27 protein-coding genes, 3 tRNA genes and 1 pseudogene are annotated in these 22,731 nt (G+C 67.9%); 19 read left to right on the plus strand and 12 right to left on the minus strand.

The window, feature by feature from the left end; all coding sequences use genetic code 11:
- Positions 1–104: 104 nt before the first annotated feature.
- The 6 genes from EV138_RS13290 (at position 105) to EV138_RS13315 (ending at position 4,049) form a co-directional block, all read left to right on the plus strand.
- The gene (locus tag EV138_RS13290; RefSeq protein WP_133979126.1) at positions 105–551 is read left to right on the plus strand and encodes a phage holin family protein; all 447 of its coding nucleotides are present in this window, start codon (positions 105–107) and stop codon (positions 549–551) included.
- Entirely contained in the window at positions 548–1,012 is a 465-nt protein-coding gene (locus EV138_RS13295; RefSeq protein WP_133979128.1) for a DUF3618 domain-containing protein, read from the plus strand. The genes EV138_RS13290 and EV138_RS13295 overlap by 4 nt, the downstream gene beginning before the upstream one ends.
- Complete coding sequence (locus tag EV138_RS13300; RefSeq protein WP_133979130.1) at positions 1,009–1,281, plus strand: DUF4235 domain-containing protein; 273 nt, start codon at positions 1,009–1,011, stop codon at positions 1,279–1,281. The genes EV138_RS13295 and EV138_RS13300 overlap by 4 nt, the downstream gene beginning before the upstream one ends.
- 286 nt (positions 1,282–1,567) lie before the next feature.
- Positions 1,568–2,440 carry a LysR substrate-binding domain-containing protein gene (locus tag EV138_RS13305; RefSeq protein ID WP_133979132.1) on the plus strand — a complete coding sequence of 291 codons (873 nt, stop codon included), beginning with the start codon at positions 1,568–1,570 and terminating at the stop codon, positions 2,438–2,440.
- A gap of 194 nt (positions 2,441–2,634) precedes the next feature.
- On the plus strand, positions 2,635–3,462 hold the full coding sequence (locus EV138_RS13310; RefSeq protein ID WP_133979134.1) for a SigB/SigF/SigG family RNA polymerase sigma factor: 828 nt from the start codon (positions 2,635–2,637) through the stop codon (positions 3,460–3,462).
- 89 nt (positions 3,463–3,551) lie between these two features.
- A complete protein-coding gene (locus EV138_RS13315) occupies positions 3,552–4,049 on the plus strand; it encodes a DNA polymerase ligase N-terminal domain-containing protein (protein ID WP_133979136.1) in 498 nt (165 codons plus the stop codon).
- Here the strand turns inward: EV138_RS13315 and EV138_RS13320 are convergent.
- The 8 genes from EV138_RS13320 to EV138_RS13355 form a co-directional block, all read right to left on the minus strand.
- A complete protein-coding gene (locus EV138_RS13320; protein ID WP_133979138.1) occupies positions 4,036–4,344 on the minus strand; it encodes an AzlD domain-containing protein in 309 nt (102 codons plus the stop codon). The genes EV138_RS13315 and EV138_RS13320 overlap by 14 nt on opposite strands.
- Positions 4,341–5,030 (minus strand): AzlC family ABC transporter permease, encoded by a 690-nt coding sequence (locus EV138_RS13325; RefSeq protein ID WP_166678577.1) that lies wholly within the window; start codon positions 5,028–5,030, stop codon positions 4,341–4,343. Before EV138_RS13325 ends, EV138_RS13320 begins: the two co-directional genes overlap by 4 nt.
- Positions 5,027–5,569: a CGNR zinc finger domain-containing protein gene (locus tag EV138_RS13330; protein WP_133979142.1), complete on the minus strand. Its 543-nt coding sequence runs from the start codon at positions 5,567–5,569 to the stop codon at positions 5,027–5,029. Before EV138_RS13330 ends, EV138_RS13325 begins: the two co-directional genes overlap by 4 nt.
- Positions 5,570–5,630: 61 nt before the next feature.
- Positions 5,631–6,275 carry a nitroreductase family protein gene (locus EV138_RS13335; protein WP_133979144.1) on the minus strand — a complete coding sequence of 215 codons (645 nt, stop codon included), beginning with the start codon at positions 6,273–6,275 and terminating at the stop codon, positions 5,631–5,633.
- 43 nt (positions 6,276–6,318) lie between these two features.
- Entirely contained in the window at positions 6,319–6,939 is a 621-nt protein-coding gene (locus EV138_RS13340) for an L-threonylcarbamoyladenylate synthase (protein WP_133979146.1), read from the minus strand.
- Between the two features lie 9 nt (positions 6,940–6,948).
- Positions 6,949–8,313 (minus strand): S41 family peptidase, encoded by a 1,365-nt coding sequence (locus tag EV138_RS13345; RefSeq protein WP_133979148.1) that lies wholly within the window; start codon positions 8,311–8,313, stop codon positions 6,949–6,951.
- Between the two features lie 69 nt (positions 8,314–8,382).
- Positions 8,383–8,982 (minus strand): class F sortase, encoded by a 600-nt coding sequence (locus EV138_RS13350; protein WP_166678578.1) that lies wholly within the window; start codon positions 8,980–8,982, stop codon positions 8,383–8,385.
- A 32-nt stretch (positions 8,983–9,014) separates the two neighbouring features.
- Positions 9,015–9,824, minus strand: coding sequence for a DUF4397 domain-containing protein (locus tag EV138_RS13355; RefSeq protein ID WP_238158111.1), 810 nt, complete (start codon positions 9,822–9,824; stop codon positions 9,015–9,017).
- Positions 9,825–10,045: 221 nt separating this feature from the next.
- Here EV138_RS13355 and EV138_RS13360 point away from each other — a divergent pair, with 221 nt between their 5' ends.
- Together EV138_RS13360 and EV138_RS13365 are read left to right on the plus strand one after the other, a co-directional pair.
- Positions 10,046–10,756: a hypothetical protein gene (locus tag EV138_RS13360; RefSeq protein ID WP_133979151.1), complete on the plus strand. Its 711-nt coding sequence runs from the start codon at positions 10,046–10,048 to the stop codon at positions 10,754–10,756.
- A gap of 28 nt (positions 10,757–10,784) precedes the next feature.
- Positions 10,785–12,284, plus strand: a complete 1,500-nt coding sequence (locus EV138_RS13365) for a DHA2 family efflux MFS transporter permease subunit (protein WP_133979153.1) — start codon at positions 10,785–10,787, stop codon at positions 12,282–12,284.
- Here the strand turns inward: EV138_RS13365 and EV138_RS13370 are convergent.
- Positions 12,281–13,045, minus strand: coding sequence for a DNA alkylation repair protein (locus EV138_RS13370; RefSeq protein ID WP_133979155.1), 765 nt, complete (start codon positions 13,043–13,045; stop codon positions 12,281–12,283). The genes EV138_RS13365 and EV138_RS13370 overlap by 4 nt on opposite strands.
- 187 nt (positions 13,046–13,232) lie before the next feature.
- On the opposite strand from EV138_RS13370, the gene EV138_RS13375 reads away from it, so the two are divergent.
- The 8 genes and pseudogenes from EV138_RS13375 to EV138_RS13405 all read left to right on the plus strand — a co-directional run bounded on the left by EV138_RS13375 (position 13,233) and on the right by EV138_RS13405 (position 19,745).
- Positions 13,233–13,622, plus strand: a complete 390-nt coding sequence (locus EV138_RS13375; protein WP_133979157.1) for an STAS domain-containing protein — start codon at positions 13,233–13,235, stop codon at positions 13,620–13,622.
- 16 nt (positions 13,623–13,638) lie between these two features.
- Positions 13,639–14,556 carry a chemotaxis protein CheB gene (locus EV138_RS13380; RefSeq protein WP_166678452.1) on the plus strand — a complete coding sequence of 306 codons (918 nt, stop codon included), beginning with the start codon at positions 13,639–13,641 and terminating at the stop codon, positions 14,554–14,556.
- Entirely contained in the window at positions 14,556–15,347 is a 792-nt protein-coding gene (locus EV138_RS13385) for an ATP-binding protein (protein WP_133979160.1), read from the plus strand. The genes EV138_RS13380 and EV138_RS13385 overlap by 1 nt, the downstream gene beginning before the upstream one ends.
- 9 nt (positions 15,348–15,356) lie before the next feature.
- Positions 15,357–15,515 (plus strand): annotated as a pseudogene (locus EV138_RS37970) (hypothetical protein); the annotation flags it as partial.
- Between the two features lie 133 nt (positions 15,516–15,648).
- Positions 15,649–17,247, plus strand: coding sequence for a CheR family methyltransferase (locus tag EV138_RS37625; protein WP_238158417.1), 1,599 nt, complete (start codon positions 15,649–15,651; stop codon positions 17,245–17,247).
- Between the two features lie 4 nt (positions 17,248–17,251).
- On the plus strand, positions 17,252–18,283 hold the full coding sequence (locus tag EV138_RS13395) for a LacI family DNA-binding transcriptional regulator (protein WP_133979161.1): 1,032 nt from the start codon (positions 17,252–17,254) through the stop codon (positions 18,281–18,283).
- Positions 18,284–18,307: 24 nt separating this feature from the next.
- The gene (locus tag EV138_RS13400) at positions 18,308–18,892 is read left to right on the plus strand and encodes a D-sedoheptulose-7-phosphate isomerase (protein WP_112248073.1); all 585 of its coding nucleotides are present in this window, start codon (positions 18,308–18,310) and stop codon (positions 18,890–18,892) included.
- A 121-nt stretch (positions 18,893–19,013) separates the two neighbouring features.
- Positions 19,014–19,745, plus strand: a complete 732-nt coding sequence (locus EV138_RS13405; RefSeq protein ID WP_202866709.1) for a polyprenol monophosphomannose synthase — start codon at positions 19,014–19,016, stop codon at positions 19,743–19,745.
- A gap of 179 nt (positions 19,746–19,924) precedes the next feature.
- Here the strand turns inward: EV138_RS13405 and EV138_RS13410 are convergent, their stop codons facing one another.
- Positions 19,925–20,275 (minus strand): metallopeptidase family protein, encoded by a 351-nt coding sequence (locus EV138_RS13410; protein ID WP_133979162.1) that lies wholly within the window; start codon positions 20,273–20,275, stop codon positions 19,925–19,927.
- A gap of 626 nt (positions 20,276–20,901) precedes the next feature.
- On the opposite strand from EV138_RS13410, the gene EV138_RS13415 reads away from it, so the two are divergent.
- The 3 genes from EV138_RS13415 (at position 20,902) to EV138_RS13425 (ending at position 21,234) form a co-directional block, all read left to right on the plus strand.
- Positions 20,902–20,974 (plus strand) — tRNA-Glu (locus tag EV138_RS13415).
- 59 nt (positions 20,975–21,033) lie between these two features.
- Positions 21,034–21,110: transfer RNA gene (locus tag EV138_RS13420), tRNA-Asp, on the plus strand.
- 51 nt (positions 21,111–21,161) lie between these two features.
- Positions 21,162–21,234 (plus strand) — tRNA-Phe (locus tag EV138_RS13425).
- A 74-nt stretch (positions 21,235–21,308) separates the two neighbouring features.
- Here EV138_RS13425 and EV138_RS13430 read toward each other — a convergent pair.
- The gene (locus EV138_RS13430; protein WP_133979163.1) at positions 21,309–22,520 is read right to left on the minus strand and encodes a tyrosine-type recombinase/integrase; all 1,212 of its coding nucleotides are present in this window, start codon (positions 22,518–22,520) and stop codon (positions 21,309–21,311) included.
- Complete coding sequence (locus EV138_RS13435; RefSeq protein ID WP_133979165.1) at positions 22,517–22,723, minus strand: helix-turn-helix domain-containing protein; 207 nt, start codon at positions 22,721–22,723, stop codon at positions 22,517–22,519. Before EV138_RS13435 ends, EV138_RS13430 begins: the two co-directional genes overlap by 4 nt.
- Positions 22,724–22,731 lie beyond the last annotated feature (8 nt).

Genomic DNA, 22,731 nt, shown 5'->3' on the forward strand with positions numbered 1-22,731 from the left:
CGCGTGGCTGCAATCTACCGATCGCGACCGGTCAAAACCGGCCGATCGCTTGGCGTGACCCTCGATGGGTACCGGGCCAGTACGCCAACTACGGGAGACGCACCATGACGACGCACCCATCCGCCGTCCGGGAGGACGGCCACCGGACCGGCCAGGACGAGCACATCGGCGCCTTGGTGGCCCAGTTGAGCAGCGATGTGAGCCGGCTGGTCCGCGACGAGCTTCAGCTCGCCAAGGCCGAGCTGAAGGACAAAGGCAAGGAAGCCGGGATCGGCATCGGGTTGTTCGGTGGCGCGGGGACGGTCGCCGTGTACGGCGTGGGCGCGCTGGTGGCGGCCGCCATCCTCGGCCTCGCGGCCGCGGTACCGGCTTGGTTGTCGGCGCTGTTGATCGCGCTCGTCCTGTTCGCGATCGCCGGGGTGGCCGCGTTGCTGGGGAAGCGGCATGTCAGCCACGCGACCCCGCCGCTGCCGCAGCAGGCCGTCGAGGGAGTTCACGAGGACCTGGAAGCGCTGAAGGGCCACGAGCCGGAAGGTAGGGCAGTTCGATGACCACCACCAAGAACACCGAGGTGAGCGAGACCGAGGCGCTCCGGGCGGATCTGGAAAACACCAGGCAGCACCTGGCCGACACCGTGCAGGAGCTCAGCCGGCAACTGAACGTTCCCCGCCGCATCAAGGAGTCGGCCGCCCAGGCCCGCCACCGCGCCGCGGAGGCAGCAGGCACAGCCGGCCACCGAGCCGCCGACGCCGCGAGCACAGCAAGCCACCGCGCGGCCAACGTCGCGAGCACAGCCAGCCAGCGAGCCGCGGCAGTAGCCGGCACAGCTGGTCACCGCGCAGCAGAAGTCGCCGGTACTGCGGGACAGCGGGCCGCTGCGGTCGCCGGGAGCACAGGTGAGCGGGCCAAGCAGGTGCCTGGTCTCACCAAGCAGCATCCGGGCATCACCGCCGCGATCAGCGGCGTGGTCGCCGGAGCCGCGGCCGTCTGGATCGCGGGCGGTGGAAAGTGACCAAGGCCGCCAAGCTCGCCTACCGCCCGTTCGGCCTGCTGTCCGGTATCGCCGGCGGCTTGGTCGCCGGTGCCGTCTTCAAGCAGGTCTGGCGCCGGATCAGCGACGAGGAAGACGCCCCGAACGCGCTGCAATCGGAATATCCGTGGCGCGAGGTCCTGCTCGCCGCCGCCCTCCAGGGCGCCGTTTACGCCGTGGTCAAAGCGGCCATCGACCGCGGCGGCGCGAAGGCCTTCGAACGCTGGACCGGCGAATGGCCGGGTAACTGAAATCGTGCGCTGTGTCACGTAATGCAGGAAAACCCGAATAAAACAAGGGTTTCCGGGCACAGGGTCAGTGCAGGTGATGGTAACCGGGCCCCGGTGTTGAGCAGACAGCACCGGGGCTGTTTCCTGTCCACCGCCGGATTCGGGCTTCCCGGGTTGCCCTGTGGCCCTCACGCAGTGTCGTTGAAGGAATCACGTTGAGTGTGCTGAGGTCTCGACGTCAACACACAGTCGCACTAACGTCGCATTCTCTGGTCGTCACTGCAGGTAGGAAGGTTCCACAAGCGTCATGGACGTCGATTTACGGCTGGTCCGGTATTTCTTGGTGATGGCGGAGGAGCTGCATTTCACTGCGGCCGCACGCCGGCTCTATGTGTCACAACCGGCTTTGAGCAACCAGATCCGCCGCTTGGAGGCCCAACTCGGGGCCCAGTTGTTCGAACGCTCCCCGCGGGGAGTCAGCCTGACCGCGGCCGGCGATGCCTTCCTGCCGCACGCGCGCGGCGCACTCGCCGCGATCCGGTCCGGGGTGGCCGACGCGACCGCCGCGGCCGGCCGGGACCAGGTACTGCGTATCGATGTGCTCCAGACCGATCTGGCCACTCCCCGTGCCGTGCTGGCCAGGTTGCGGGACCGCCTTCCGTCGCTCCGGCTCGAAGTGAGCAGCCGGGGGACCCGGGATCAGGAGCGCCGCCTGCTCAGCGGTGAATTGGATCTCGCCCTCTGCGGCTCGACCGCGCACTGCCCGGAGGGGGTGGCCCAGCGACTGATCCGGCGCGAGGCACTCGGCGTCGCCCTGCCCGCGGATCATCCGCTCGCCTCGGCCGAAGCAGTCGCCGTACGGGAGCTGACCGGTGAGACTCACTACCTGCCGCGGGACGACTTCGCGCCGGAGTGGAACGAGTTCGTGCTGGCCTGTTGCCGTACCGCGGGGTTCACTCCGCGCCGGCATCCCGCCAGCACCGACGGGACGAGTTCCGCGCTGGAGCTCGTTCGCGCCGGCGAGTGTGTGGCGGTCGGGCTGCTCTCGACCCCGCATCCGGACGGGGTCATCGTCCGGCCCTTGGCCGCCGGCGTCCCACCTTACGGATGGTCCTTGCGCTGGCGGGATTCGGCGCGGACACCGGTCGCAGCCCTGGCCGCCCTTCGTAACCTTGAGTAGTTTTCGAACTCTGCATCGCCGCGGATCCCCTTGCTACACAGTGTTTCCGTCCGGTCACGACACCTGCGGGTTGGTGAAGGTCGAAGGTCGAATGCATAACTTCGGGTTTTATAGGGTAGGAATGACTCACACAGATATTGACCGCGGTCCAGACATGTGCCGCGCCGTGACTCACAGTCGCGAGGTCAAGAATCATGGTTACCGCACTTGCCAGCACCACCGTCGACGAGCAGTCTGCACCGAACGATCCGAAGCAGCGCCGCGACAGAGCCACCCGGGCCCTCCTGGCCCAGCGGGCCGGCTCCACGAACGAAGAAGAGCGTCAATCCCTGCTCGAGCAGGCGATCGAGCTCAACCTGGGGATCGCCCACAGCATCGCGAGCCGGTTCCGCGGCCGCGGGGTCGAGTCCGACGACCTTGACCAGGTCGCCTACCTCGGCCTGCTGAAGGCGGCCCGCAGCTACCGGCCGGACACGGACACGCCGTTCCTGGCGTACGCCGTACCGACCATCCGGGGCGAGGTCAAACGGTACTTCCGGGACTGTTCCTGGACCGTCCGGATCCCGCGCCGCCTGCAGGAACTGCAGGGCTCCATCGCGGCCGCCCGGCCGCAACTGGTCCAGGATCTCCAGCGCGATCCCACGCTGGAGGAACTCGCCGAGGCGATCGGCGTCGAGGTCGGCGACGTCGAGGCCGCCATCGCCGCGGACGGCTGCTTTTCCGTCCTCTCCCTGGACCGTCCGATGGACGGCGAGTCGACCGCCAGCCTGGCCGACACGATCGCTGACGAAGAGGACTCAGCTTTCGAGCAGACCGAAGCGGTCGCCGTCCTCGAACCGGTCCTGAACGGCCTGTCCCCGCGCGAGCGCAAGATTCTCGAGCTGCGCTTCGTCGAGGGGCACACCCAGGCCGACATCGGCGCCGAGATCGGCGTCAGCCAGATGCAGGTCTCCCGGCTGCTGCGCGGCATTCTCGACCGGCTGCGCAACCAGATCGAGCCGCCTGCCGCTGTCGCGGCCTGATCACTTCCGATCACCCGCGAACCCCTCCCCCGCTGGCGGTCCGCCGTAAACTTGTCTGTACGGCGGACCACCAGCGGACGGGAAGTCAGATGCCGACGGCACCTATCTTCGTGGTTCAGTTGCACGACGCCAGACGGCTGCACTACGACGTCCGGCTCGAGGTCGACGGTGTGCTGAAATCCTGGGCCGTACCACGGGGTCCTTCACTGGACCCGTCGGTGAAGCGGCTCGCCGTCTTCACCACCGACCACTCGATCGAGTACGCCGAGTACGAGGGCGTGATCGCGGACAGCCAGTACGGCAGTGGTGCCGTGATCGTCTGGGACGCAGGCATCTACCAGAACCTCACCAGGGACAAGCAACGCCTCGTCGACCCGGCCACCGCCATCGATCGAGGCCACTTCAAGTTCCGGCTGCAGGGCGTCAAGCTGAACGGCGTCTTCGCCTTCACCCGCACCGAGCGTGACTGGTTGCTGGTCAAGGTCCGTGACGACGACGCCGATCCGCTGCTCGATCTCACCGTGGCGGAGCCGCGCTCGATTCTCAGCGGACTCACGATCGAGGAGATGGCTGCTACTGGAGGCTGAGTCGCACCAGAGCAGTGACGACGATTCCGCCCGCGACCGCCACCAGCATCGGCACCCTGGTCAGGCACAATCCGCCTGCCACGCCGACTCCGGCCAGCTCGGTCCAGTCGAGCTCGCGCCACCCCGGGCCACCCAGGTCGGTCACGATCAACCCGGCGAGCAGCACGGGAGCGGTCAGAGCGGTCATCCGCACCACCGTCGGCGGGAGCTTCTTGCTCCCGATCACCAACGGTGCGCTCGCCTTCATCAACCAACTGAGCACCGTCAGCACCAGAACCGAAAGCCACATCTTCATTCCTGCTCACCACCTTTCTCGGGCAGAACGCCCAGCAGGGCCGCGGCTGTCGCGCCGAGCAGCGCGTAACCAGGTGCCGTGACGAACAACAGCCCGGCGGCGATCGCCGCGCCCAGTACTGCGGCCACCAGCGCGCGGGACGATCGCCGCAATTCGTCCAGCGCCAGGATCACGAAGAACGCCGGGAAGGCGACATCGAGCCCCAGCCGGTGCATCAGGTCCGGCGTGGGCGAAAGCAGTACGCCGATGGCGGTCCCGCTCACCCAGGTCAGCCATTGCGTGGCACTCGCTCCGATCAACCGGCCCACGTCGTACTCGCCATTGTTGCGGTGGGCAACGACAAAGGAAGCGTCGACCAGCGTCTGGGCTTGCAGTGCCCGGGACAGCCGGCCGCCTTGCAGGCTGTCGTTCAGCGCCAGGCTCATCACCAGGTACCGGGCGTTGATGAGCACTGCCGCGGTGACGGCCGCGACTGCCGATCCGCCGGCGAGCGTCGTCAGCAGGGTGAACTGGGCCGATCCGGAGAACGCGAACATCGAGAACAGGATCGGCAGGCCGAATCCCCAGCCCCGGGCCCGCGCTTCGGCGCCGAAGCTGAGCGCGAGCACGAAACCTGCCGTCGCGGGGCCGATACCCAGCCGCATCCCGTCGAGGAAGGCCGACTTCTTCTCTGTGCGCAGACTCATGAGCCGCGCACCTTCTGGTAGTGCCGCTTCGCCCGGGCGCGGTTGCCGCAGTCCGCCGAGCTGCACCATCGTCGCGAACCGTTCTTGCTCCGGTCCAGGAACAACCAGCCGCAATCGTCATCGGAGCACTCGCGCAGCCGAGTCAGGTCCTCCCGCTCGAGCAACCTGGCGGCCGCCAACCCGAGCGTCGCGACGAGACCTCCGGCCTCCCAGTCGAGCAGCCGCACCCCAGCCGTACGGGGTGGTTCGGCGGCGGCCAGGGCCTCGACGACAAGGTGGCGCAGTGCCTCCAGATCAGGTTCGGTCGGCAGTTCACCGCGCGCTACGGGCCGTAGTACCCGATAAGTCGTCTCCCGGACGTCGCGGACCTGCTGGAGGGACGCCGCGTCCGGGTTCAGGCCGACGGCGGCACACCAGTTCGCCAACTCCGCCGCCGTGACCAGCCGGTCGACGCGGCGCGAGTCGTCGAGACGCCACGCCACCGTGTTCACCAGGTCGACCGCCAGGTGGCCGCCGATCAATTCGGGCTGGTAGCCCATGACAAATCACCTCACTAACAAGCTAAAGTCATTTAGCTCGTTAGTGCAACCGCTCGGCGATTCACCAGCCGTCGACGTGCAGGATGTCCTCCAGCGGCTGGCGAGGAGCCGGCTTGAAGGTGTCGCCGGTGTAGTAGGCAGTGGGCAGGAGAACGGCTTGCCGGATGTCTTCCGGCAGTCCGAGCAACTCGGAGATCTCCTGCTCGTACGTCAGGTGCAGGGTGGTCCACGCAGTACCGAGGCCGCGGGCGCGGGCTGCGAGGCAGTAGCTCCAAGCGGCCGGCAGGATCGAGCCCCAGGTCCCAGCCTGGTTGCCCGCGCCCAGTGACTTGACCTGCAGGCACGGGATGACGAGAACCGGGACCTGACCCATCCGCTCGCCGAGATACGCCACACTCGACCCGACGCGCTGCTGCACCGGCGCCCGGTCCGGATCATCGGCGTACAGGCGACCGGCCGCGCCCGCCGACTCCAGGTACGAGGCGACCGAGCGGCGGTAGTACTCACCGATCGCCGCCCGCTTCGCGGGATCCGTGATCACCAGCCAGTGCCAGGTCTGCCGGTTGGAGCCGGACGGAGCCTGGAGCGCGATCTCGATGCATTCCTTGATCAACTCCGGCGGCACCGGCCGATCCAGCTCCAGCCGCTTGCGGACGGTCCGGGTCGTGGTGAGCAGGTCGTCGGGGGTCAAGTCGAGTGTGGTCACCGCTTCAGTTTGTCAGCCCCCGTACGCCGTACCGCGCGCCTGCCTACTCGAAGGGCGTGGGGTCTCCGGCTCCGACGCGGACGATCTCCGGGGTGTCGTCGGAGAAGTCGATGACGGTGGTGGGCTCGGTGCCGCAGTCGCCGGAATCGACGACGGCGTCCACCTGATGGTCGAGGAGCTCCTTGATCTCCCAGCCCTGCGTCATCGGCTCCTCCTGGTCGGGGAGCAGCAGGGTGGACGACAACAGCGGCTCGCCGAGCTCCTCGACCAGGGCCTGGGTGACGATGTGGTCGGGGATCCGGACCCCGACCGTCTTCTTCTTCGGGTGCAGCAGCCGGCGCGGTACTTCCTTGGTGGCGGGCAGGATGAAGGTGTAGCTGCCCGGCGTCGCCGCCTTGATCGAGCGGAACACCGCGTTGCTGATGTGCACGAACTGCCCGAGCTGGGCGAAGTCCTGGCAGACCAGCGTGAAGTGGTGCCGGTCGTCGAGGTGCCGGATGGTCCGGATCCGGTCGATGCCGTCCTTGTTCCCCAGCGCGCAGCCGAGCGCGAAGCAGGAGTCCGTCGGGTAGGCGATCAGGCCGCCACCGCGAACCAGCTCGACCACCTGCCCGACCGCGCGCTTCTGCGGATTCTCCGGATGCACATCGAAATACCTGGCCATCCCCAGACCCTAGCGGTCCTTCCGCTTGCGCAGCAGGTCGAGTGCGGTGGTGAACGCGGTGTCGCGGTGGGCTTTGAATTCCTCGGCGGTGAAGACCGGGACGCGGAGGTCCGGCGGGATGCCGGGGCCGTCGAAGGAGGACCAGTCGAGCGTGCGGAACTCTTCGTTCGGGAGGATGTACTCCCAGCCGTTCGGCAGCGTCCGCTGGAGGGTGTCGGAGAAGACGCCCTGGGTGTTCTGCCCGACCCGGACCGGCCGCGGGCTCCGGTTCATCATCGCCTCGGTGAAGGTCTCACCCGCGCTCAGCTGGGAACCACCGGTGAGGATCACCAGCGGACCGGCGTACCGGGGTCGTTGGGACGGCTTGACGAAGAACGGCTGCGGCGCGGTGAAGGACGACGCGTCCTGCGGATCGTTGCGGGCTCGCTTGAAGTAGGCGAAGTACGGCTTGTTCGTCAGCCGGCCGGCCACATCCAGGGCGAGCTGGTCGGAGCCACCGCCGTTGATCCGCAGGTCGAGGATCAGCCCGCGCAGCCTGGCGGCTCCGGCGAGCGCTTTGTCGAGTGCCTGGTTCAGCGCGACGCGTTCCGCGGTGTAGTCGGGGATGTCGCCGTAGCCGAGGAACGCGATCACCCGCAGGTAGCCGATCCGGCCCGGCAGGTCGGCGTACCCGATCCGATCATGCCCGTACGACGTGTAGGTGAGCCCTTTGAGCGCAGTGCTCTCGATGTACGGCCGGATCTGCGCCTCGAGTTTCTCGGTCGGAAACGTCGTACCGGGGCGCACGCCTTCGTAGAACTTGCCGCTCGGCGTGCGGATCGCGGTGTGCGCGTCGCCCAGCGGCCGGATCATCGACGCCAGCAGTTCGAACAGCGCGTCCTCCGAGATGCCCGGCGTCACCAACGGCCGGTACTTCGCCCGGACGGCGCGCCAGTCGATCCCCTTGGCGGCGAAGAACGGGTAGTTCTCGGCGTAGTCGGTCCAGAACTGGTCGAACACGGCGAGCGGCCCGGTCGGCTGGGGTCGTGTGCAGGTCCGCGGAAGCTTCTCCAGCCGGCGGAGGACCTTCTCGCCGACGTTGCCCTCTACGTGCAGGCGGTTGTGTTCGACGGTGAAGGCCTGTTCGCCGGCAGCGGTGAACCGGTTCCCGTCCTGCTGGTAGGTCGCGGGCGCCGAGCAGCTGATGCCGGTGACCGAGTAGAGCCGCGCCTTTCCATTGCCAATGGCAACTATCGTGCCGTAACCCTCGGTCTGCCACACGCCGTCGAGGCTGCTCGCGGCCGTCGCGGCCGTCAGTGGGGCGGCGATCAGACCGGCGGCGACCGCGGCACCGATCAGCACCCGGCGGGCAGGTCGGAATGTCTGTGAGTCCATGCCGCAACTCTCGACGGACGGCCGGGGGCTCACCATGGCGCGAAGTCCCCCAGCGAGGTGGTGTTACGTCTACCTCGCCAACCCGATCGCGGCGGCGGTCACCACCAGATTCTCCGCATAGCCACCTTTGGCCGGGTCGTAAGCGCCGGTACAGGTGATCAGCACCAACCGGTGATCACCCGTCTGATCGAAGGCACCGCTGGTGGTCGCGAGCGCGTCCTTGGGAACGGCGGTCACCGTCGAGATCCGGTACGACGCGCTGTGCCCGCCGTCGCCGCGCAGTACGACGATTTCGCCGGGCTTCACCTGTCGTAGCCGGACGAAGAAGCCGATCCCTTCCGTGGCCGAGTCGACATGGCCCGCCAGCACCACGGACCCGAACGGATCACCCGCCTCGGCGCCGCCGTCCCACCAGCCGACTCGCTGGACGTGTTCGGGTACGACGAGTTGGCCGTTCACCGTGCTGGCCGGAAGCACCGGCGCCCGGCGCCCGCCGGGGAGCACCACCTCGGTCGGCACGAAGCGGACCCGTTGGCTGGCGGCCGGCGTACCGACTCTTCCGGGCAGCACGGACGGCGGCGCCGACTGTTCCACAGCCGGTACGCCGCCGCCCTCGCCAGGAGCCGGCACAGCTTGGTCGACCTGCGCGGCACACCCCTCCAGGGCCACGCAGCACAACAGCAGTCCGAGCAGGATCCTCCTCAGCGACGCACGACCTTCCGCACCGTGACCACCGAGGCGCCTACCAGCAACAGGGCGACGAGTGCGATCGGCGCTACCGGCGACTGCTCATCGTTCATCAGGCCGGCGGCCTGACCGCCTGTTCCCGTGTTCACCAGGCCCGGCCGGTCGGATCCGGTACCGGGCAGCCGCAATGACGTCACCACCACGTTCATCGTCTTCGAGTTCGGTTCACCGATCGCGAAGACCCGGGTCAGATAACCGGCCTTGACCGCCAATGACAACGGCCCCAGCACGACCGGCGAAGTCGCTCCGGCCGGCACGATGTCGACGGAATATTTACCGGCCGGTACGACCACGTCGAGTGATTCCCCGTTCGCCACATTCGCGAACAGCACCTTTCCGTTCACCCGGATGTCGGCCGGTCCGACCGCGGCGGTGTGCGCGACCCGGAGCGCGGCCTTGTCCTTCGGCACCCCGGTCAGTTTGTTCGCGTAACTGGTGATCACCGGCGCCGCCGTCGGCGCGGCCGGCCGGTGGATGACCACGTCGAGGTTGCTTCCGGCACCTACCGTGACGACCCGCTCGATCACCACCTTGCCACCGTCACGAGCGGTCACTTTCCGTTGGCCGGCAGCCACGTCGAGCGGACCGACCACCTCGGCGCCCTGCACCCCGCGGGCGACCGTCCGGCCGTCGACCGAGATGTCGAGCGACCGCCCGGGCAGCCCCTGGATGACGTGCAACTCACCCTTGCCGGCGGCATCGGCCGGTACGGCGAACAGTGCGGAGGCGGCCGCGATCATCACCGCGAGCGCCAGCGAAATCACCCTCAGAGAATGCGGACCTCGGATTCTCGATATTTTCGTCGCGCTTTTCCGGGGCTTTTCCGCAACCCTTCGGAATGGCTTGAACACGCTCCGTTCCAGCATTCTTCCCCCTCATCGAGAACATTCTGGAAATAGTGGCGAGTGCCAATTTCGGCGTATCGTATGCGGAAGTCGATCCGGCCACCAGAGGAAGTGTCCGGGTCTTTGGGGGACGAGATCCGATGTCATTGTTCAGAGGACTTGCATGCGTCGCGCTGGCACTGGGGCTGAGCGTGGCCACCGCTTGCTCGGGCGAACAGGCCGGACCGACGCCGCCGAGTCCAGGGGCGCTGGCCAGTGGTGGTGGCACGGCTCCGGTGCAGCCACCGCCGACGCCCGAGGGGACCGGCCTGACGGCACCCGGCATCCGGCTGGCCGCAGTACCGCGGGGTGACGGCAGCTTCGACATCACCGAGGACGTGATCGTCCGGAGTGCCATCGCCACGTTGCCGCTCCGGCCACCCGACTCCGGTGCGGACCTGCCTGGCATGATGACCCCCACCCAGCCGAAGATCAGCGAGCTGGCAGTGCTCGCGGACGGTGAGCCGGTGCCGGTGGATCAGGCGACCATCAGTGGACCCAGCCAACTGCCGCTGATCACTGCACCGACCAAGTTCAAGCTGACCTACCGGCTCAGCGGCTCGGTGGTCCGGCGGATGCCGTCGACCACCGGACGCGCGGCTGCAGCGATCAAGCCGCTCACGGCCGATGTCGACAGCACTCTGCCGACCGATCTCATCGTCTCTGGCGGCGGCCTGCGCAACGCGATCTGTCCACAGCTGACCGAGAGCCGCTGCGCAGTGGGCGAGCCACCGGGTATGTCGGTGCAGCCGGGCATCCCGTCCGGCCAGTCGCTCGCAGTATTGCAATTGGATCTTCCGCTACAGCCGTAGCGACGCCGGGCACGCTTACGCTGTGGCCATGGTCGACGCGCAACCTGAGGACACGGATCGGATCGCCTTCGGGACCGCCCGGGCCAGGTGGGTGCTGGCCGCCACGGCTCTCGGCTCCGGCATGGCCTTCCTCGACGGCACGGTCGTGAACGTCGCCCTGCCGGCGATGGGCGAGGACCTCGGGGCGGGCATCGCCGGGCTGCAATGGATCGTCAACGGCTACATGCTGATGCTGGCCTCGCTGATCCTGCTCAGCGGCTCACTCGGCGACCGGCTCGGCCGGCGACGGCTCTTCGTCGTCGGCGTGATCTGGTTCGCGCTCGCTTCTCTGGTTTGCGCCGTCGCGCCCACTCTCGGCGTGATGATCGGCGGCCGCGTCCTGCAGGGCGTCGGCGGTGCGCTGCTCACCCCCGGCAGCCTGGCGATCCTGCAGACCAGCTTCCGGCATTCCGATCGGGGCAAGGCGGTGGGCGCCTGGTCGGGTCTGACGTCGGTCGCGGCCGCGATCGGTCCGTTCGTCGGCGGCACGCTGGTGGACCACGGCTCCTGGCGGCTGATCTTCCTGCTCAACCTGCCGCTCGCCCTGATCACCGTGCTGGTGGCGATGCGGCACGTCCCGGACACCCGCGACGAGACCGCCTCCGGCAAGCTCGATCTCGGCGGTGCCCTGCTGGCCACGATCGGGCTGGCCGGGCTGACGCTCGGCCTGATCAGCGCCGGGGATCGCGGGTTCGGGGATCCCGCAGTACTGACGAGCCTCGTCCTCGGTGTCGTTGCTCTCGCGGTCTTCGTGGAGGTCGAGCGGCGGAGTTCGCACCCGATGCTGCCCCCGGGGATCTTCAAGAACCTCCGCTTCACCGGCGCGAACCTGGTCACCGTCGTCGTGTACGGCGCGCTGGGCACGGCAACCTTCCTGGTCGTCGTCTACCTGCAGACAGTCCTCGGGTACGACGCCCTGCACGCCGGCGCCGCATTGCTGCCGATGACCTTGCTGATGCTCAGTTTGTCGGGCTACGCGGGCAGCCTGTCCGAACGGATCGGTGCGCGGGTCCCGATGACAGTCGGCCCGGTGCTGATGGCCGGCGGCTTCCTCCTGATGCGCCGGATCGGCCCGGGCGCCGGCTACTTCACCGAGATCCTGCCCGCTGTCGTCGTACTCGGGCTGGGACTGGTGTCGACGGTCGCCCCGCTGACCGCGACCGTCCTGTCGTCCGTCGAGGATCACCACGCCGGCATCGCTTCCGGGGTGAACAACGCGGTCGCCCGATCGGCCCAGCTGATGGCGGTCGCCGCCATCCCGCTGGCCGCCGGCATCACCGGCGACTCCTACCGCGACCCGGTCGCCTTCGGCCACAGCTTCATGACCGCCATGTGGATCTCCAGCGCCCTGGCCGTCGCCGGCGCCGCCTTGGCCTGGCTGACCCTGGCCGACCACCGCCCCGAACCACGCAAACCGGTGGCCGTCAGCACCCACCGCCACTGCGCCCTCGAGTCCCCACCCCTCTCGAACTGCCCAAGCTCCCGCTAGGCGTCGCCGGCCGACTTGTCGACAAAGCGCGCCTTCTTCAACGTCAGGTAGTGCTTGCGTACGTCGGTCGGCAGACGCTCGATGGCGTAGCGGAGCATGGTACGGGGCATCGTGGCGGCGTACTGGTCGAGGAAGGCCAGCAGCTCGTCGGCGGAGACGCGCTTGCCGGCTTCGCGGAGCATCCAGCCGGAGGCTTTGTGGATGAGATCCTCGGAGTCGGTGAGAACCAGGGCGGCGAGCTGGTAGGTGTCCGCGGTCTGGCCGGCGCCGATCAGGCGCTGGGTGGCGATCAGGGCGATCCGGCGTTCCCAGATGTTGCTAGAGGCAATCAATTTGTAGAGTGGGTCGCGAGGTTTGTCGAGCAGATGGCCGCCGACGATCTGCGGGGCGCTGCAGTCGACCAGGTCCCAGTTGTCGATGTGCGCGGTGTTCCGCAGATAGAGGTGGTAGATCTCGGCGAGCTCGGCCGGGTTCGCGGTACGGGGTTTCAGGGCGAGCGATGCCCGGTCGGCCAGGAGTGCCAGTACTGCGAGTCGGTGCTCGTGGACCGGACTGGCCAGCGCCTTCTCCAGGTCGGGCAGCGGGAGGCCGGCGCGGACGTAGGGCTTCAGGAGGCCGCGCAGGGTGGACAGCTTCACACCGATCATCCGGTCGCCGAAGCCGTAGCCGCCGGGCTGGAGCTGGAAATAGCGGGCGAGCACTTCGGCGACAGCAGGATCGGCCGCGTCGTCGATCGCTGACAGTAGTTCGTCGACAGTCATCGGAGTCCCTTCGTCACGCGTTGCGAAGTCTAGGAGAGAAAGGCTCCCCGGGGTTCATCACGCTCCGGGGTCGCTCGTGGCGGGGGCGTTGTGGGTGTGGAGCGTTCGGGCATACGGTGAGGGGAGGGCAGTTCCCCCACGCCAGGACCCACCGGCGTCCGCGGAGCCGCCCTCGGGGAGGATGGCCGTGACGAGCCAGCCGGAGTCGCCGGACCACGAGATGGTCCGGACCATTTTCGACGCCGTCACCGAGGAGCTGGAGCCTGGGGTCCTGCTGGTTCGGATGTCGGGGGAGATCGACATCGCCAGCACCGAGCTGGCGGCCGAGGCGATCCGGGCCGCCGTCGTACCGCCGACCCGGCTGGTGCTGATCGACCTGTCCGCGGTGACGTTCTGCAGCTCCGCGGGGTTGGGAAATCTGGTCGAGGCGCGGCGGCTTGCGGGCCAACATGGCATCGATCTCGCATTGGTCGGCGTCGGTCGTCCGGTGGACCGCCCGCTGTCCATCACCGGACTCGGCGGACAGTTCCGCATCTTCGCTTCGGCCGCTGACGCCCTTCGCCAGCGCGAAGGCTGATGGACAGCCGGTCCCGGTGAAGCGGCCGGGTCCCCTGCGGGACCTGGTGGTCATCGGCGCATCCGCCGGCGGGGTCGAGGCGCTCCGTGCACTGGTGTCCGCCTTGCCGCCGGACCTGCAGGCCGGCGTACTGATCGTGTTGCATCTGCGCGAAGGCAGTACGAGCGCTCTGGCGCACATCCTCGATACGGCCGGTCCCTTGCCGGCGCGCTTCGCCGAGGACGGGGCTCCGATCGAGAACGGCCACCTGTACGTCGCGCCGCCTGATCACCACCTGCTCGTCAACGGCGGGCACCTCAGCTTGTCCGACCGGCCCGCCGAGAACGGGCACCGTCCGTCCATCGACGCGCTCTTCCGATCTGCCGCGAACGATCGCGGCCGATCGGCCGTAGGCGTCGTCTTGTCCGGCGTGCTCGACGACGGCACCGCGGGGCTGGCTGCGATCAAGTCGCGCGGCGGGATGGCGATCGTCCAGGACCCGGCGGACGCGGCGTACCCAGGGATGCCGGACAGTGCGCTGGCCAACGTCGAGATCGATCAGCTGCTGCCTGCCGCGGCCATCGGCGCCGAGCTCGGCCAGATCCTCGCCGCACCGGCCGGCCTGGTCTGTCCGGACTGCGGCGGCGGGCTGTCCGTCCTGACCCCCGACCAGTCGGGGGTCGGCTGCCGTTCCGGCCATGTCTGGTCGGCCGACGCGCTCCTCGACACCACCGACCAGCCGCTCCAGGCGGCCTTGTGGACAGCGGTGCGCTCCCTGGACAACAAGGTCGAGCTCGCCGAACGGATGGCGGCCACCGCGCGGCAGCGCGGGAACGTGGCGCTGGCGCAGCGGTATTCGGGGTCGATGGAAGAGGCCCGGGCGGCGGCCAGGCTTCTGCGCAACAGACTGACCGCGGGTGAGTCCGAGGTTGCCAGAGACGGCGAGGTGAACTGATGGGTCATGGTGGCCCCCTCGACATCGCCGTCCGGACGGTCGGCGAGGCGATCGTCATCACGCCTTCCGGCGTCCTGGAGGTGGCCACGGCGCCGCAGTTGCGGACCCTGCTGTTCAAGGCGCTCGCGGACCAGCCGGGAGCTGTCATCGTGCAGTTGCAGGATCTTGTCCTCGCCAAGGCCTACACGCTCAGCCTGTTCACCGCGGTGGCGCGACAGACCGCGGACTGGTCCGGCATCCCCTTGCTGCTCGTCGCCGGTCAGCGGAACACCCGCGCGTTCCAGGTGGAGTCCGCGGCCGTCGCCCGGTTCATCCCGGTCTTCGCCGACCTCGCGTCGGCGCTGGCCGCGATCCACACTCCCCCGGCCCGGCAGCTGACCAGACTCCGGTTGCCGTCGGATCCGAACAGTTGCCGAGTCGCCCGGCGGTTCGTCGCGGCGACCTGCGAGCTGTGGCGCTGCGAGGACCTGTCCGAGGACGCCGTCGCCATCGTGTCGGAGCTGATCGGCAACGTCGTACGGCACACCCGCTCCGATGCCGATCTCCGGCTCGAGTTGCGTCGGCAACTGCTCACGGTGGCGGTCTCCGACACCGACCCGGGCTTCCCGGTACGCCGGCCGCCGTCCACCACCAGGGAAAGCGGGCTCGGGCTGGGCATCGTCACCGAGCTGGCAACCGCGTGGGGTGCCAACGCGACCTCGACCGGCGGCAAGGTGATCTGGGCGACGCTGCGGCTCGAGCCGCTGAACGCCAAGCTCGCGATCAACAACGACTGGTGTAACGGCCGCTAGCGTGACGGCGTGATCACCCCCACCGCGGCCGACTCCGCGGACCTCGAAGCCCTGCTCGACTACCTGCGCGAGTCCCGTGGCTTCGACTTCGGCGGGTACAAGCGGACCAGTCTCGGCCGCCGGATCCGGCACCGGATGGACCAGGTCGAGGTCGGCAGCTATCACGACTACCTCGACCTGCTCCAGGTCGATCCGGGCGAGTTCACGGCACTGTTCAACACGATCCTGATCAACGTCACCAGCTTCTTCCGCGATCCGCAGTCCTGGCAGGTGCTGCAAACCCAGGTGGATCCCAGCACTCCTGACCGAGCGGAGTCCCGGCGACCCACTCCGGGCCTGGAGCACCGGCTGCTCCTCCGGCCAGGAGGCCTACACGCTGGCGATGCTGCTCGCCGAGGAACTCGGCCTCGACAACTACCTGAAGCAGGTGAAGATCTACGCCACCGACATCGACGACGAGGCGCTCACCCAGGCGAGGCAGGCCGCGTTCTCCGCGGCGGATCTGCAGGACGTGCCCGAGGACCTGCGGACGAAGTACTTCGAACTCCGCGACGGCCGGTACCTGTTCCATCCGGAGCTGCGCCGTACGGTGATCTTCGGGCGCAACGACCTGGTCCAGGACGCGCCCATCTCGCGGGTGGACCTGCTGCTGTGCCGCAACACGTTGATGTACTTCAACGCGGAAACCCAGCAGCGGATGTTGAACCGTTTCCACTTCGCGCTGGTTCCCCGCGGCGTGCTCTTCCTCGGCCGCGCGGAGATGCTGCTCGGCCGGACCCGGCTGTTCGAGCCGATCGACCTGAAGCAGCGGATCTTCCGCCGGGTGGCGAACCGGACGGTGAACGCCGGGCGCTCCACCGCTGGTCCCGCCGGCGACCAGGAGCGACCGAGTGAGCGGCTGCACGAACTCGCCTTCGTCGCGAGCCCGATCGCCCAGCTGCTGATCGGCGCCGACAACACCCTGGTGATGCAGACCGATCAGGCGGCGACCCTGTTCGGCCTGTCCGGACGTGACCTCGGCCGGCCGGTCCGGGAGCTGGACGTCTCGCACCAGCCGCTGGCCCTGCGCAGCTACCTGGACCAGGTGGTCGCCGAGCGCAAGCCGGTCCGGGTCTCCGAGGTGGAGTTCGGCCGTCCGGGCGGCATCGTGCACTGGTTCGAGGTCCACCTGAACCCGGTCACCGAGGGCAACGAACTGCTCGGTGTCTCGGTGGCCTATCACGACGTCAGTGCGATCCGGGCGCTGCGGCTGGAGGTCGACCGGGCCGGGCGCCAACTGGAGACCACGAACGCCGAACTCCAGTCCACGAACGAAGAACTGGAGACCACGAACGAAGAGCTCCAATCGACTATCGAGGAACTGGAGACCACCAACGAGGAGCTCCAGTCGACCAACGAAGAACTGGAGACGATGAACGAGGAACTGCAGTCGGCGAACGACGAACTGCAGAGCATCAACGAGGCGGTGCGCGAACGGAGTACGGAACTGAACGACGTGAACGACTTCCTCGAGTCCGTGCTGACCGCGTTCACGGTCGGGGTCGTCGTGGTCGATCTCGAACTGCTGGTGCTCGCCTGGAACGCCGCCGCCCAGGAGCTGTGGGGCGTCCGCGGTGACGAGGCCGAGGGCCGGCATCTGCTCAACCTCGACGTCGGGCTGCCTGCCGACGTACTGCGGCCGCTGGTCCGCGACGCGCTGAACGGGTCGGGGTCGGCGACCGAGGCCGTGGTGGAGGCAGTCAATCGGCGCGGCCGGGCCATCGTCGTACGGTTGATCTGCAGCGTGCTGAGCGGCGCCGAGGGACGGCGGCGCGGGGTGCTGCTCACCATGGAGCAGATCGATTCCGGTGAGGCACGAGGCTCAGAACCGCTCCCCGAAGGTGGCCGGGCCCTACGATGACGGCGTGACTGGGGATTCGAAGAAGCAGGCGAGCCGGCCGACCGTGCAAGACGTCGCCCGGGAGGCGGGCGTGTCCCCGTCGACCGTTTCGCGCGCGCTGCACACCCGTGGTTACGCCTCCCGCGAGGTCCGCGAGCGGGTCCAGGCGGTCGCCCAGCGGCTCGGCTACGTCCCGAACCACATGGCCCGGAACCTGCGCAGCCGGACGTCGACGGCGATCGGCGTACTGATCTCCGACCTGCGCAACCCGTTCTACGCCGACCTGGCCGCGGGGGTGGAGGAAGTACTGCGCGCCGAGGGGCACCAGATGATCCTGGTGAACGACAACGGCGACCCCGACGAGGAGATGCACGCGGCCGAGACGCTGCTGGCCATGCAGGTCGCCGGCGTGATCGTGACCCCGGTCGCCGCGGGCTGCTCGAAGATGTTGCAGGACAACGGGATCCACGTCGTCTGCGCCGACCGGCGGCTCGGCCGGACCGGCTCCGACGCGGTTCTGAGCGACAACAAAGCGGGTGCCCAGGAGCTGACCCAACACCTGATCGACCTGGGCCACGAGCGGATCGGCCTGCTGATCGACGAGACGAAATGGTCCACCGGGGCCGGTCGACTGTCCGGATTCCGGGCAGCTCACGAAATTGCTGGAATCGATCTCGACGACGATCTGATCGTCTACACCAGCTTCGACGCCGACGCCGCCCGGCAGAGCACCCGGGAACTGCTGAACGACCACCACGTCACCGCGATCATGGCCGCCAACAACGTGCTGGCGCAGGGCGCACTGGCCGAAATCAAGCACCGCAGGCTGCGAATCCCGCACAAGATCAGCCTGGCGGCGTACGACGACGTGCCCTGGATGTCACTCGTCCAGCCCGGGATCACCACCGTCGATCAGCACACTGTGGATATAGGCCGTAGCGCTGCGCAACTGTTGCTGGCCCGGATCCGGGACGAACTGCCCGCCAGACACCGCACGATCCGGGTCGCGCCGCGGCTGATTGTGCGCGGATCCACCGGATCTCCTCCCCGCAACTAGCAAAACTGGCGTACCACCGTCCACATGACCCAAATTTATGTGGACCGAGTCATCGCCAGGCAGCTCGACCGTCACGCCGAGGTCGCCTACGCGATGCACAGCCAGCTGGACGCGATCCAACAGGTCGCCGACGAGCTCATCCGCCGACTGGACTCGGGCGGAGTGCTCTACACCTACGGCAACGGAGGATCCGCTGCCGACGCCCAACACCTGGTCGGTGAGCTCATCGGCCGCTACCTGCGGGAACGGCGGCCGCTACCCGCCGTTGCCCTGGTCGGCGACGCGGCCGTGACGAGCTGCATCTCCAACGACTACTCCTACGACGAAGTGTTCTCCCGCCAGGTGGAGGCCCTGGCGCGGCCGAACGACATGGTGATCGGGTTCACCACCTCCGGTACGTCGCCGACCGTGGTGAAGGGGCTCGCGATGGCCCGCTCGCGCGGCGCGTGCTCGGTCGCCTTCACCTCCACCCGCGGGATCGCCCTGGCGGCAGCGGCCGACCTGGCGATCGTCGTACCGGCGGAGGAGACCGCCCGGATCCAGGAGATGCATCTGGTCGCGCTGCACCTCGTCAGTGAGCTGGTCGATCAATGGGCGACCGCCTGCTGATCGCACCACTTCCGCCCGAGCGGCGGTCCGGGCGAACCCTGTGCGCCCGGTCCGCCGCTCTGTACTGGTAGCGTCCTGTGTCCCCCGCATTGGCGTCCGGCGTACCGAAGAAGGAATGTTCATGGGCGAGAGCTCCTCCAAGATCATCGTCGTCGTGCCGACCTACAACGAGCGGGAGAACCTGCCCGTCCTGGCCGGCCTCCTGTCGGACCTGCGGCTGCCCGGCCTGCAGATGCTGGTGGTGGACGACAACTCCCCCGACGGCACCGGCGCCGTGGCCGACGAACTGGCCGAGAAGGCGCCCGAGCAGGTCGCCGTACTGCACCGGACCGAGAAGGACGGCCTCGGCCGCGCCTACATCGCGGGCATCACCCGGGCCCTGGCCGAGGACGCCGACATCGTGATCCAGATGGACGCCGACCTGTCCCACCCCGCCTCGGTGATCCCGACCATGGTCGAGACGCTGCGGACCACCGACGCCGGCGTGGTGATCGGCTCCCGGTACGTCGAAGGTGGCTCGGCCGCGGCCGAGTGGGCCTGGCACCGACGACTGCTGTCGGCGTTCGCGAACGTCTACGTGAACACCATCCTGCGGCTGCACGTGAAGGACGCCACGGCCGGCTTCAAGGCCTGGAAGGCGGACACCCTGCGCGCGATCGACGTCTCGACCATCCAGAGCAACGGCTACTCGTTCCAGGTGGAGATGAACTACCGGACCGTACGCCGCGGCCTGCGCATCGCCGAGGTCCCGATCCGCTTCGAGGAACGCACCGTCGGCGCCTCCAAGATGACCCTCAAGGTCCAACTCGAATCCGCCATGATGCCCTGGAAACTCCTCTTCAAGCGCTCCTGACCTTTGCCGTCACCCCGGCAGCGCTGTGCGTTGCGGTGCGGTGCATCTTGGCCACCATGCTGGACGCGACCAGCAGGGCCGCACTGTCGCGGATCGTGTCCGCGTCAACCTGGGTGCCGTAGCGTGCCACCCGGCGGACGAAGCGCGGCTCTTGACCCGGTGCTGGTGAGAGCTGCGGATCAGCCGTACCCGAGGGCGTGCAGGCGGGCGTCGTCGATGCCGAAGTGATGCGCGATCTCGTGCACGACAGTGATGTTCACCTCGTCGACAACGTCCTCGACGGTCTCGCAGATCGACAGCGTCGGATTGCGATAGATCGTGATCCGATCCGGCAGCACGCCGCCGTAGTAGTGCCCCCGCTCGGTCAACGGAATCCCCTCATAGACCCCGAGCAACTCCGGATCACTCGCCGGCGCATCGTCCTCGACGAACACAGCCACGTTGTCGATCAACGCCGCCAACTCCCCCGGCACCAAATCCAACGCCTCGGACACCAACCCCTCGAAGTCCGCCCGACTCATCTCAATCACCCCACCACCCTAGTGACCCTCCCCACACCCACCCCGTACTCCGTACGCCGGCCCCCCGTTGTCTAAGCGCACCCACACGCCCTCCTAGCCCCCTCCCCGCCTCCCCGCCTCTCAGCCCTCTCCCCGGCCTCCTCGGCTGCCGCAGGCCTGTCCACGGCCTCCCGGCCAGCGCGCCCTTTCACGGCCTCACCGCCCCCTCCGCCCTCTCCACGGCCTGCCCGGCTGCCTCGGGCCTGTCCACGGCTCCCCGGCTAGCGCGCCCGTTCCACTGCTTCCCCGCCTTCCTCAGCCCCTCCCAGCCTTCCCGCTTCCTCAGCCTTTCCAGGCCTCCTGCTGCCTCGGCGCTCGCCGACCCTTCGCCTCTCCCCTCGCGTCCCCCGGCGCCCCTCCCCTCGCATGCCTCAGCGCCCCCTCCGCCCGCACTTTGCCGCGCGCCCATCGCCCTCACCCGCACCCCACCCACGCCCTCACCCGCACCCCACCCACGCCTTCTCCCCCACCCCACCCCCCACCCCACCCCCCGGCCTCCCCTCCCCAATCCCCCTTGCCAGGAACTCGTTTTGGACCTCAGCCCGGTGTCCTCTATGCTTACGGCTGTCCCTGGAGCTTCGGCTCCCGCGGTCCGAGTCCCCATCGTCTAGTGGCCTAGGACGCTGCCCTTTCAAGGCGGTAACGCGGGTTCGAATCCCGTTGGGGATACGGTCGAAAGACCGATGTCGGCAAGGCTCGCAAGATGGTGTAGCATCATCGAGCAATCTGGCCCAGTAGCGCAGTTGGTTAGCGTGCCGCCCTGTCACGGCGGAGGTCGCGGGTTCGAGTCCCGTCTGGGTCGCCAGGAGAGAAGTGGCGGCGGGTGTCCACACACCGCCGCCATATTTTCTCTCCCGGTCAGGTAGCTCAGCTGGTAGAGCGTCCGCCTGAAAAGCGGAAGGTCGGCGGTTCGAGACCGCCCCTGACCACACTTCTGACCTGCGGTTTCTCCATCGGAGAACCGCCGACCTCCCGCAAATGACCGCAACGTGGACCGCAACGCCTATCCGGCGAGATGCTCCGCGAGCTGGTCGAGCGCCTTCCGCTGGTCCTCAAGTGATGCGTGCGCGTAGACAGCCATGGTCACCTGGACGTCCGCGTGCCCGACGATCGCCTGGACGATGTGCGGCGGCACCTTCAGCCGTAGGAGCAAGGTCACACAGCTATGCCGCAGATCGTGGAAGCGCATCTTCCCGAGTTCGGCCGCGTCCCGCAGCGGGTACCAAGTCCGCCGCAGGTTGTCCGGCTCGATCGGCGTTCCAATCTCAGTCGTGAACACATAGCCGGTGTCGATCCATTTCTCACCGGCCGCGAGCCGTTCCATCGCCTGCTGCTTCTTATGACTCCTGAGCGCATCAACGCAAAGCTCGATCAGCGGCACCGTGCGGCGTGACTTCTTCGTCTTCGGAGTGACGGCCCGAAGCACACCGTCGACTCGTTGCAGCGTCCTCCGGATCTCAACTGTCTTCTCTGCCCAATCGATGTCGTGCCATTGCAGTCCGAGTAGCTCACCGCGACGCAATCCCATGAACAGAGCCAGCGCGAACAATGCGTATAGCCGGGTGGTCTTCGCTGCCTCCAACAACAGTCGGGCCTGATCCTCTGTCGCTCCCCGGTTGGTGTCGTACTGCGCGCCCTGCACCTGGACCAGCTTCGCGACATTGCGCTGGAGGACTTCCTCTCTGACTGCCGCCGACAACGCGTTCCGCAGTACCGCGTGAATCTGCTCTACAAGCCGGTCTGACGGACGCTGCTTGCAGCACCGGCCGACAGCGCAGCACCTCGCCTTATCGCCGCGCCGCTCGTCATATCCATGCAGGCAGCAAAGGCACATGTTCTGAATCCGCTTCATAAACAGCCGGACATCGGCGCCGCTCAGCTTGTACAGCTTCTTCCGCCCAAGGTGAGGAATGAGATGCACCCGCGACACCAACTCGTAGCCCTGGTGAGTCTTCGGCTTCTTCGAGGGCTTCACGATGTGCTCCAACCAGTACTTGAGGAAGGCTTCGACGGTCCAGTTGGTTGCCTCGGCCGGGATCCCCTTGTCTGATTTCGACTGCAGATCCCGGAGCTTGCGGACGGTCTCGTCCCTGTCCTTGCTCGACACCTCCTGTCGGGCATACGTGCCGTCGGCTTGCAGTAGGTAGGCCGCTCCGTACCAGCGCTTCTTACTCTCGCGGTAGAACACCGAACCGTCGCCGTTTGCGGATTTCATGCTGCGGTCTCCTCCTCCAGGAGTTGGATTGCTTCCTCCAGAGCCGAGACACGCACCAGTCGGCGAGCGCCGATCTTCACGGTCTTCAGCTTCCGGCTGCGGATCAGGTCATAGAGCGTCGAGCGATGGATACCGAGCCGAGCGGCGGCGTCTTCCGTGGTGATCAGCAAGCGGTCGGCGTCGGCAATCTGGATCGTGGTCATGGAAGGCG

It is taken from the genome of Kribbella voronezhensis (assembly GCF_004365175.1).
GTDB lineage: Bacteria > Actinomycetota > Actinomycetes > Propionibacteriales > Kribbellaceae > Kribbella > Kribbella voronezhensis.

Bases quoted from the DNA above. Each gene is read 5' to 3' on its own strand.
- EV138_RS13385 (WP_133979160.1), top strand. From the start codon at position 14,556: ATGGGTCATGGTGGCCCCCTCGACATCGCCGTCCGGACGGTCGGCGAG.
- EV138_RS13345 (WP_133979148.1), bottom strand. From the start codon at position 8,313: ATGGACTCACAGACATTCCGACCTGCCCGCCGGGTGCTGATCGGTGCC.
- EV138_RS13400 (WP_112248073.1), top strand. From the start codon at position 18,308: ATGACCCAAATTTATGTGGACCGAGTCATCGCCAGGCAGCTCGACCGT.
- EV138_RS13370 (WP_133979155.1), bottom strand. From the start codon at position 13,045: ATGACTGTCGACGAACTACTGTCAGCGATCGACGACGCGGCCGATCCT.
- EV138_RS13295 (WP_133979128.1), top strand. From the start codon at position 548: ATGACCACCACCAAGAACACCGAGGTGAGCGAGACCGAGGCGCTCCGG.
- EV138_RS13435 (WP_133979165.1), bottom strand. From the start codon at position 22,723: ATGACCACGATCCAGATTGCCGACGCCGACCGCTTGCTGATCACCACG.
- EV138_RS13320 (WP_133979138.1), bottom strand. From the start codon at position 4,344: ATGAAGATGTGGCTTTCGGTTCTGGTGCTGACGGTGCTCAGTTGGTTG.
- EV138_RS13325 (WP_166678577.1), bottom strand. From the start codon at position 5,030: ATGAGTCTGCGCACAGAGAAGAAGTCGGCCTTCCTCGACGGGATGCGG.
- EV138_RS13310 (WP_133979134.1), top strand. From the start codon at position 2,635: ATGGTTACCGCACTTGCCAGCACCACCGTCGACGAGCAGTCTGCACCG.
- EV138_RS13430 (WP_133979163.1), bottom strand. From the start codon at position 22,520: ATGAAATCCGCAAACGGCGACGGTTCGGTGTTCTACCGCGAGAGTAAG.
- EV138_RS13365 (WP_133979153.1), top strand. From the start codon at position 10,785: ATGGTCGACGCGCAACCTGAGGACACGGATCGGATCGCCTTCGGGACC.
- EV138_RS13405 (WP_202866709.1), top strand. From the start codon at position 19,014: ATGGGCGAGAGCTCCTCCAAGATCATCGTCGTCGTGCCGACCTACAAC.
- EV138_RS13330 (WP_133979142.1), bottom strand. From the start codon at position 5,569: ATGGGCTACCAGCCCGAATTGATCGGCGGCCACCTGGCGGTCGACCTG.
- EV138_RS13290 (WP_133979126.1), top strand. From the start codon at position 105: ATGACGACGCACCCATCCGCCGTCCGGGAGGACGGCCACCGGACCGGC.
- EV138_RS13340 (WP_133979146.1), bottom strand. From the start codon at position 6,939: ATGGCCAGGTATTTCGATGTGCATCCGGAGAATCCGCAGAAGCGCGCG.
- EV138_RS13360 (WP_133979151.1), top strand. From the start codon at position 10,046: ATGTCATTGTTCAGAGGACTTGCATGCGTCGCGCTGGCACTGGGGCTG.
- EV138_RS13305 (WP_133979132.1), top strand. From the start codon at position 1,568: ATGGACGTCGATTTACGGCTGGTCCGGTATTTCTTGGTGATGGCGGAG.
- EV138_RS13315 (WP_133979136.1), top strand. From the start codon at position 3,552: ATGCCGACGGCACCTATCTTCGTGGTTCAGTTGCACGACGCCAGACGG.